Annotated in this window: 7 protein-coding genes and 2 pseudogenes; 3 read left to right on the top strand and 6 right to left on the bottom strand. The window is 68.3% G+C overall.

The window, feature by feature from the left end; genetic code table 11:
* Nucleotides 1-270: 270 nt before the first annotated feature.
* Entirely contained in the window at nucleotides 271-1,242 is a 972-nt protein-coding gene (locus tag AB0K00_RS57240) for a hypothetical protein (RefSeq protein WP_363540041.1), read from the bottom strand.
* A gap of 301 nt (nucleotides 1,243-1,543) precedes the next feature.
* Between AB0K00_RS57240 and AB0K00_RS57235 the strand changes: the two are divergent.
* Nucleotides 1,544-1,908: pseudogene (locus AB0K00_RS57235) on the top strand (transposase); the annotation flags it as partial.
* Nucleotides 1,909-2,020: 112 nt separating this feature from the next.
* On the opposite strand, the gene AB0K00_RS57230 reads toward AB0K00_RS57235, so the two are convergent.
* The 4 genes and pseudogenes from AB0K00_RS57230 to AB0K00_RS57215 form a co-directional block, all read right to left on the bottom strand.
* Nucleotides 2,021-3,346, bottom strand: a complete 1,326-nt coding sequence (locus AB0K00_RS57230; protein ID WP_363540040.1) for a fibronectin type III domain-containing protein — start codon at nucleotides 3,344-3,346, stop codon at nucleotides 2,021-2,023.
* Complete coding sequence (locus AB0K00_RS57225; RefSeq protein ID WP_363540038.1) at nucleotides 3,304-3,954, bottom strand: hypothetical protein; 651 nt, start codon at nucleotides 3,952-3,954, stop codon at nucleotides 3,304-3,306. The genes AB0K00_RS57230 and AB0K00_RS57225 overlap by 43 nt, the downstream gene beginning before the upstream one ends.
* A gap of 122 nt (nucleotides 3,955-4,076) precedes the next feature.
* On the bottom strand, nucleotides 4,077-4,598 hold the full coding sequence (locus tag AB0K00_RS57220; protein ID WP_363540036.1) for a Hint domain-containing protein: 522 nt from the start codon (nucleotides 4,596-4,598) through the stop codon (nucleotides 4,077-4,079).
* Between the two features lie 201 nt (nucleotides 4,599-4,799).
* Nucleotides 4,800-5,090: pseudogene (locus AB0K00_RS57215) on the bottom strand (transposase); the annotation flags it as partial.
* Nucleotides 5,091-5,341: 251 nt separating this feature from the next.
* On the opposite strand from AB0K00_RS57215, the gene AB0K00_RS57210 reads away from it, so the two are divergent.
* Complete coding sequence (locus tag AB0K00_RS57210; protein ID WP_363540034.1) at nucleotides 5,342-5,599, top strand: hotdog fold domain-containing protein; 258 nt, start codon at nucleotides 5,342-5,344, stop codon at nucleotides 5,597-5,599.
* Between the two features lie 334 nt (nucleotides 5,600-5,933).
* Nucleotides 5,934-6,644 carry a DUF6348 family protein gene (locus AB0K00_RS57205; protein WP_363540032.1) on the top strand — a complete coding sequence of 237 codons (711 nt, stop codon included), beginning with the start codon at nucleotides 5,934-5,936 and terminating at the stop codon, nucleotides 6,642-6,644.
* Nucleotides 6,645-7,681: 1,037 nt separating this feature from the next.
* On the opposite strand, the gene AB0K00_RS57200 is transcribed toward AB0K00_RS57205, so the two are convergent.
* Nucleotides 7,682-8,188 carry a hypothetical protein gene (locus AB0K00_RS57200; RefSeq protein ID WP_363540030.1) on the bottom strand — a complete coding sequence of 169 codons (507 nt, stop codon included), beginning with the start codon at nucleotides 8,186-8,188 and terminating at the stop codon, nucleotides 7,682-7,684.
* Nucleotides 8,189-8,431: the final 243 nt, after the last annotated feature.

Raw genomic sequence — 8,431 nt, 5'->3', positions numbered from 1 at the left:
GTGGGCAGCCGAATGTGAGAGCTACCCCGCCGATCACCTCGACCAAGCCTGGCCGGGCTGCGGTCGTACCGCCAATTAGATAAGTAGCCGATGTCAGTGCGTTGTTCCCGTCCGAAGCGCCGCCTCACAGGGAGCTTCGCTCGATCACCGCCTGTTCAGCGCGACCTACGCACGCTCCACGGTTTCGTCGGTGCGCACCCGGTACCGACCTGCAGGAAGCCTCACGAGCAGCGCGTATTCCAATGACGCTTCCGACAGCAGCCCCGCGCCTCACGGGTCCTCGGCGCCTGCGGAAAACGTCACCGCGAGGAGCGCACCGGTGGCTACGTTCACCGTCGGCGCGGCGGCGGGCGGTACGAGCGCGTACGCCATGTGCTCTACTCCCGCGTCGCACCAGGACAGGCAGGGCCGCACCACGACTGAATCCTCCGCGATGGGGCCGTAGCTGGGCTCGTCAGGCTCGTCGTTGACGATGTCGCGCCAACTGAACGCGGAGGTATCGACATCGACCAGGGACCTGGTGTCGGCGCCGATACAGCACAGCGCGGCGAGAAGCACCAGGTCGGTGATGTCCGCACCGACCACCACCGGCCGCGAGTCCCAGGCATCGAGGTCCACCTGCGCGGCGACCTCGGTCACGTCGGGCAGCAAGGCGTTGACGTCGATCGCCGGCCGCCAGCCAGCCGCGGCGACCCGCAGTGCCCGCTGCCACTCCGCGTCAACGACTACCTCGGGCGCGCCCAGGTCACGCAGCTGGCTCAGCCGCGCGACGGCCAACGCCAGCGTGGACCGCACCACGACGGCCACCTCGCACCCATCGGCACTCGCCCCGGGGTCCAGCCGCCGCACCAGCTCCGCCAGCGGCAACCCCAGCGCGTCGGCCGTGGCGGTCAGGGTCGCGTGATCGACCGGTACCCGGGTGGCCAGCAGGGTCCGCTCGAAGGCCGTAAAGCGTCGGGCGACGTAGCCACGCAGCGCATCGACACCGAGGGGATTGCGCGGCGCGGACGCCGGGCGGTCCTCGCCCGACCCGCGGTCCTGCTGGTAGCGACGGTAGGCGTCGATCTGCTCCGGCCCGACCACCCGAACATCACCGGCCGCCGACCGGACCGCGGCGTCCAGGGCCACCACCTCGGCCGCAGCGACGGGAAAGACCAACCGCCCAGGCGGAAAGAAACCCCGCACCTCACCGTCAAGAACCGCCAACGCCTCGCCACTGCGTACGCCAGCTCCCTCGACCACGTCAGCTCCCTGCCCCGCCGGCGACTCGTCGCCCTTGCCCCTCGGTCCCGTCCACCCCGGTGATGGTGCCGCACCAGTCCAACCCGCGCCATCCGCATCTGCCGCCGAGCTAGCGCACCGCCGGCCGGGCCGGTGTGATTTTCCGTATGTGGTGTCCAGGCCCGGAGAACGACCCGGCGTTCACGGATCTGCCGATGAACGCGCACGTGATTTTGGCTGCTCAGCTGAAGTGGTGCGCCAAGAATGCTGTCATTGGCGGGAGTCTCATGGTGGATTGTCGAGTTCGTCGGGCCACCTTGTAGTCGCGGCCTCATTGACCGGCGGCAACCGCCACGACGTCACCGAGCTGCTTCCCCTGATCGATGAGGTCCCGCCCGTACGTGGCCGGCGCGGCCGGCCACGCCAGCGGCCCGACGAGCTGTTCGCTGATCGCGCCTACGACCACGACAAGTACCGCAAGGCCGTCCGAAGCAAGGGCATCCGCCCACGCATCGCCCGTCGGGGCACGCCACACGGCTCAGGCCTCGGCGTGTTCAGATGGGTCGTCGAACGGGCGATCGCTGGTACCACGGCATGAAGCGACTCCGCATCCGCTGGGAACGCCGCGACGACATCCACGAGGCCTTCCTCGGTCTCGCGACCTGCGTTATCACCTACCGACACGTCGTGCGACTTTTGTTAGGACCTATAAGTCTGGACAACGTCCACCCCGAAGCCAGTGGCCAAGGCCCTGATTGCCGAACGGCAACCAGGGCCTTGATCATTGAGGGACCGCTCGTCAGCTGGCGTCGGGCGTGGTCACGCAGATCGCTGCCGATGACGCCTCGCTGAAGTAGCCGACCGCCATCACGCGGTAGCAGTGCGGCGTGTGCACACCCAGCCCGTCAAACCGCTGGCTGTGCTGCCACTGCGGGTATGTCCCCACCGGGCCCCACGCGCCGTCGGCGGTGTGCTCGACCCGGAAGCTAACCACGTTCGGGTCGGTGCTGGTCCAGGTCACCTCGACGCTGGTGCTGGTCACCTCGCCGATGGTCATGGTCGGCGCGGCCACCGCCCAGGGCACCGTGATCGGCCTGCATTCGATGAGGATGTCGGTGCCCAGACCCAGGTTGAGGGCGTACACGCAGACGGTGTGCTCGCCCGGGGAGCCGATGTAGGCGAAGTCGGCGCTGAAGTAGTATTTGTTGTGCTCCGTCCGGCTCTCCCGCACCACCACGCCGTCAACGGTGACGCGCACGGTCACGCCGGTCCATGAGTCGTCCGGGTCAGAGGCGTAACCCCGCACATATACGTTGCGGCCGATCCGCTCCACCGTCGTCAGCACGCCCTCCGGGTTGTGCCGCACCGAGTAGCTCCGGCAGCCGAGTTGGGTGTCCTGCTCCGGGCCGCCGACGCCCTGGAAGTGACGGCCCCGCACGCACACCGTGTGATAGCCCTCCCCCTTCGCCGCCACGTTGACCTGATAGCCGTGGACACCGCCGTACGCAGGATAGCTCTGCGCCACGTCGGGCCGGTCCACCCCGGCCGGCAGGCTCGCGACGAGTTCACTGTCATAGAAGACGTCGACCGCGATCTGCTCGGCGGTGTCGGGGTCGATCGCCCAACCCCGGACGGTGAGGGTCGCGCCGTTCAGCGCCAGTTCGTCGAGGCTGCCGAAGGGCTCGAAGCCGATGGCCACGTCCACGCAGCCGATTTCCACATCCGTGCCGGCGCCGATGTTGCGGGCGGTGGCGCACACCGAGGTACCGGCCACCGCCGGGATGACCCGGTTGAAGCTGTCCTCACCGAGGTCCGCACTGAACTGGTCGGCGGTGAGGGTCGCGACCTCGGTCTGGCCGATGCGCAGGGCGACGGCGACAGGCCCGCCGTCGGCGTCGGTGGCCCAGCCGGTCACCCGTACCCCGCCCGGCACGCGGGTCGCGCCGCGCAACTCGCCCTCCGGATCGTGGTGGATGGGGCCGGTACAGCTCGACGGCTGCTGGGGCACGTCGCATTCGGGTGGGATGGCCAGCGCCGGGCCGGGTGCGCTGAGCACGGCCAGGCCAGTCGTGATGACGGTGGTCAGGGCCGCGGCGAGCGCGGCGCGCAGGCGGACCTTGCGCATGGGATGTCCTTTCCGGGATCGCGGCACGGTTGGGTGCCGGAAGGTGAGCGGGCGTGGCCGGTCGCGGAGCGGGCCCCCAGTGCCCAGTCAGGATCGGACCACATGTTGCGGGCGGCTTGTCGCCCGCTTGCGGCCCAGTTGCGACGGGCGCGGGACGCCGCGGGACGGACGCGAAGCCGAGGATCTGCGCGGTCGCCCTGTGATCTCGTGCCGGGGTACGGCGTTGTCCGGCTTCGGAACAGACCCCCGTAAAACTCGTTGATGACAACCACGGCGGGTGCGGGGCTGATGAGCGTGGCGATCGATGCTGGGACCCCCGTCGGTCGGGCCCCGGCGGCGCAGCGCCGGATGTAGGCGTTGCGTTCGACCGGTCCGCCAGTAGCGAGGTCGGCTACTGCGACAACGTGGGTGACCAGCCAGTTGACCAGCTCCGTCATCGTGATGCATGCGTCGTGGCTGAGGTTTTGCGTGATGAGGTCCCGCCCGTCGGGGGCAAGATCGAACTGGGTCGAGGTGGCCAGGCCGAGATCGGCCAGGTAGAGACGACGTCCGTCGGTCAGGATGTTGCCGAAGTGGGCATCAAAGTGCAGCAGCCCGTTGGTGTTCATGAAGGTGTGTTTCAGGGCCGGTGGTGCTTTCGCCCTTGCTCAGCGACGGTCAACGCGCTGGGCAGCATGCCGGGCGGTGAAAGCCGTGGCCGGGCGTGCTGCCGCGGCGTGGTCCGAGCCGTCTACTCGTGGACCAGTACCTGGCGTCCGCTGACCTGGAGGGTGAAGGTCTGCGGGCCGGTGACGTCGAGGTTGTAGACGGTGGCGGGCCGGGTGGTAGTACGCAGACCTGCGACGCGCAGTTCGCCGGCTTCGCCGAGCAGGTCGCCGACGGCCAGTTCGGCGGCGGTGTGCCAGCCACCGCGGTTTGCGACCCAAAACCGGTGATTCGAGGTCGCGGTCAGCAACCCGGCATCGGAAGTGATCTCGACCAGGTCCTTGCTGCCGGTGCCGACGATGGTCGCTACGACTGGCTGGGCGGTCGTCACGCCGGTGGCCGGATCAGTGGCCGAGATCTGGTCGCCGGGGCTGACGTCGACGATGCGTCTGGTCGACCCGTCGGCCATCAGCACCAGCGTATCGGCAATGAAGCTGTTGGTGTTCCCGCCGGGGCATTCGCCGGTCTCGCAGCCGCGCTGGTTGCGTACCGCGAGGCTGCTGCCGCTGGGGGTGTCATGGGTGGGCAGCGCGGCGATGGCCAGCACCGCGCCGGCCAGTATCGCGCTAGCAGCGAGGACGTGGCGTAGTCGTATGGACAACATATGAGTCGTGCTCCGTTTCGAGAATCGATGTCGATGGACCAGCCAGCTCCTAGGTTCACGCGTCGGACTTGGCGTGAACGGCAGCTCGGTGCTGTCGGGGCATGCCGTTGAGCCTGCCGACCGGTCCGACCCGGAGGGCAGGGTCGCACGCCCCGAGGCGCGTCCTGGCGCTGTCCCTGCCTTCCCAGGACACGTGTCCCGGCGTTGAGCCCTCTGGTTGCTCGGCACGGCCAGGACGTAGCTGACGTGGCGTTGCTGCAGCCACAGTCGGAACTTGGCGTCCTTGCCGTATGCCTCGTCGGCGGTGACCCATTGCGCGGACAGGCCAGCGTCGATTGCGCGGGCGCGTATCCGCAACCCGAGCGCTGGCTTGGTCGCGAAGCGGACCTCGTCGCCGATCTCGGCCTCGCGGCGGCGGGCTTGCACCCGCCCGAGCCGGTCTCGAGGACCCGTGCACCTAGCGCGGCGTCACATCAGGGGTGACCTTTCCATTCTTCTTCAGCTCCGGCGACGGATCGGCCGCCGACGCGGCGGAGGCGGTGGCGGTGGCGGTGGCGGTGGCGGTGGCGAGCCGACCACGACGACAGTGGCCATGACAAAGACGCGGGCGAGCTTGCGCATCGGATTCTCCTTTGTATGCCCGCCGGACCATCCCACGAGCGCATCATCAGGTTCGCCGGTGCGGCTTGCGGATCCTGCTCAGACTGCGCTGCACGGGCTCCGGCGACCTGTCGGTGCGGGTGAGCGGACGCACCTTCTCCGACGACGGCCGGCTTGCGTGCACCGGCCGCTGGACGTTCGGGCAGGGCAACTTCCCGCCGAACGCAGAGCCCCGCGATCCCGGCCCGTACCGCGCGGCGATCAGCGGGCCGGGCACTGTCACGTCCTGGGAAGTCGAGGCGTACGAGACCGATCCGGCCGCGTCGCCCTCCAAGCCGGCCTGAACGCCCGGACGACGCCGCCAAGTGCCTTCTGGGCAATGCCTCCGACGTAGCCTTCACCGGCCGAGCGCAGCATGGCGATCCGCTCCGAAAGCTCTGCCCAAAGGGAGCCCTGGCCAGCTGGCATCATCTGACCGGTTCCGGGTGCGAGCTTGATCAGGTTTCCGCACATGCCGCGAGTCGCGCACTCTGTGAGCAGAGCATCCGTCGACGCCTCCGCACCGCGACTAACATCGACCAGTACGCTGCATCGGCCCGGTCTTTCCGGTGCTGCGGCGCGCCAGGATCGCGGACCGTGGGTGATGTGGCCTGCTGACGGTTGGTACTGTCGCCACCCGTGAGCGAGCCCCTGCCGTCGCGGCGCATTCTCGAACTGGCGTCACCGATGTTGACTGACCTTCTCGGGCGTACATGGGCTATTGAGCCCGGCCCGCTGCTGCGTTGCCAGGGCAGCACGATCGGGGTACGGGTAGCCGCTCCCCACACCGACAGTGTCAAGCACCTCGACTTGGAGATCCTGCTCAATGTCGACGAGCCGGCCGGCACCTCGCTGGTCGACTGCTCCACGGGGTTGGCGGAAGACCCGGAGGAGGCGATCCGCCAGGCGTTGGCGGCATGGATCGACACTACGGCGGCGGCCGCGCTGGAGATGGTCGAACAGCGGGGACGGCTCGCCACCCACCTGTCTCCAGGTACGCCGGACAGCTTCCCCGGCTGGCACGCCATCGTCGGCGGAGTCACCGGCTGGAGCGTGGACGGCACCAGCGACAAGCAGCAATGGTTCGTCGACACCGCACCGTGGGCAGCTCTCGCATCGGTCATCACGCCGGGGCTGGACCGCGAATACCTCAACGGGGTACGCATCTTCGTCGGCCAAGGCGGCGAGTACTACAACTGCGAAGTCCGGATCAACGGCCGGATCGACGAACCCGCCTCGGCCGCCCTCGCCGGACTGGACTGGCCCCGGTCACAGCGGATGAGCGTGGCCCGGACGTTCCTGCTACTCGTCCACCCCGCGGAAATCGAGACTCCGCCGTCGACCGCATAACGCCTCTAACGCCACCTTCTTGCGCCATCACCTCCCACCTCCCGCCGGCTGATACTCCTACCGCCCACGGATTCCACATCGTGCCACGCCTCCACAGACACGATCTTGGTTTCCGCTCATGCCGCTGTCATCGCGGGTCCACCGACACTGCAGTCACTGTCCGTCACGGCTGGCCGGCGGCTGTACGCACGACCTTGCCGATGTGCGTGCACTTAGGGCATGAACCGCCGATCCCACCACGGCCACGCTTCCGGGAGATGCGGATCCGGCACCGTTCGTCGGTGGAACTCGTCGTCGAGTGGCATCAGTTGCCGTCCAACCGCTGTCGCTGCCGGCGCGGGCAGTCTGTCTAACGCCTCCTGGAGCAGAGCGCGGGGATGACGGCCGCAGCAGACGCACGGCAACGAGATCCGTGTGCGAGGAAGCTTTGCGATGCGACGCCAAGCGGTCAACGCTTCTGCGACTGCCCCTGGCCAAAGGCCGTACCGCGCCCAGTCGTTCGCTGTTTGAAGTTCGATCTGGCTTATCTCGTGTTGAGTGCGCCTGTCGAGACCTGGCACGTGAGGCACGTCGTGCCATACCGCTTTGGGGATACGACTCCGCCGAAGAACACCCGGCCGCGTACGCGACATGAGGCCTTTTTTCGTCTGAGGACGCCTGCAGCAGACGATACACGTGTCGACTCCCCCGCTAACCAGGCCGAAGCTTCACCGAAGGCTCTGGCGAGCTTCTATACGCGCACTGATCTGCCGCAGGTCGCTCGCTAGGATTGGTACGGCTGGCGTCCGCGGCAGTCGAAGATCGTCACGCTTCGTAGCGCCTCGGCCGCCGCGATCCCCATGGTCGGCGCGCACTCGTGCCGAATTGAGGACGCTGGATCATGCAAGGCTATCGCTTCCCTGCCGGACGGCCGTGGTGATGCCATCGGGCCTGTGTGGCACGGGGTAGGCGATCGGAAGGTGATGCGGATCTTCCGCGACAAGGTCTCCTGAGACCAGTTCGAAATCCGGAGCAGACTCGCGACGCCACTCGCCAGATCAGCCAACCGTGGGCCGGCGGCGGTTCGACCAGCGGACGGCCAAGGCAATGATCAGGTTCCCGCCGCCCAGGAATGTGCCGAGGAACATCGCGGCCCGGGCGAACTCGCGGGCGTCGGCGAGCCGGTCAGCCGGGGAATCCTCCGCGTTGATGTGAACGTGGTCACCGTCGAGGCGGATCGGTGCGCCCCGGTACACGGTCACCTGCACCGGGGTCCCTGGTACGGAGCCGTCAACCTGGTGGAGAGACACGGCCACCGTCAGATGCCGGCCGCCGGTGTCGACCTCGGCCTGCCGAGTGCTGAGCGCGGTGACCGTGCCGTCGACTACCGCACGGCAGGTGACGCCTGAGAACACCTGCGACGCCTCGCAGGCCGGGGCCTGGTCGACCCGGCGCTGCTGAGCCTCGGCCTGCCGCTGTGCGATCACTGCCACACCCGCCACGACCCAGCCGACGGCCAGGACCGCCAGCGAACCCCACACAGACAACACACGCTGCTTGAACACTGACCCATTGTCGGGCCTCCCCTGCATCCGCACATGCCGCCGACCGGGCGTGCGATCTGGCGGGACCGTCACCGTGGCGTGATCACGTTCAGGGCCCACCTGGAGTCGCCGGGGAGCTCGCGAATGCGTCGACGTTGGCGACCGTGTTGACGGTGTCCGTCTCCGGATCGAAAGGAACCGGACCACAGTGTCGATGCGCTTGCCGACGCAGAGGTCAGCCGGGCGTGTCGGGCCGGGCCGCCG

The sequence above is a fragment of the Dactylosporangium sp. NPDC049525 genome, from assembly GCF_040676755.1.
GTDB lineage: Bacteria > Actinomycetota > Actinomycetes > Mycobacteriales > Micromonosporaceae > Dactylosporangium.
This window is presented reverse-complemented; position numbering and strand designations above follow the sequence as displayed.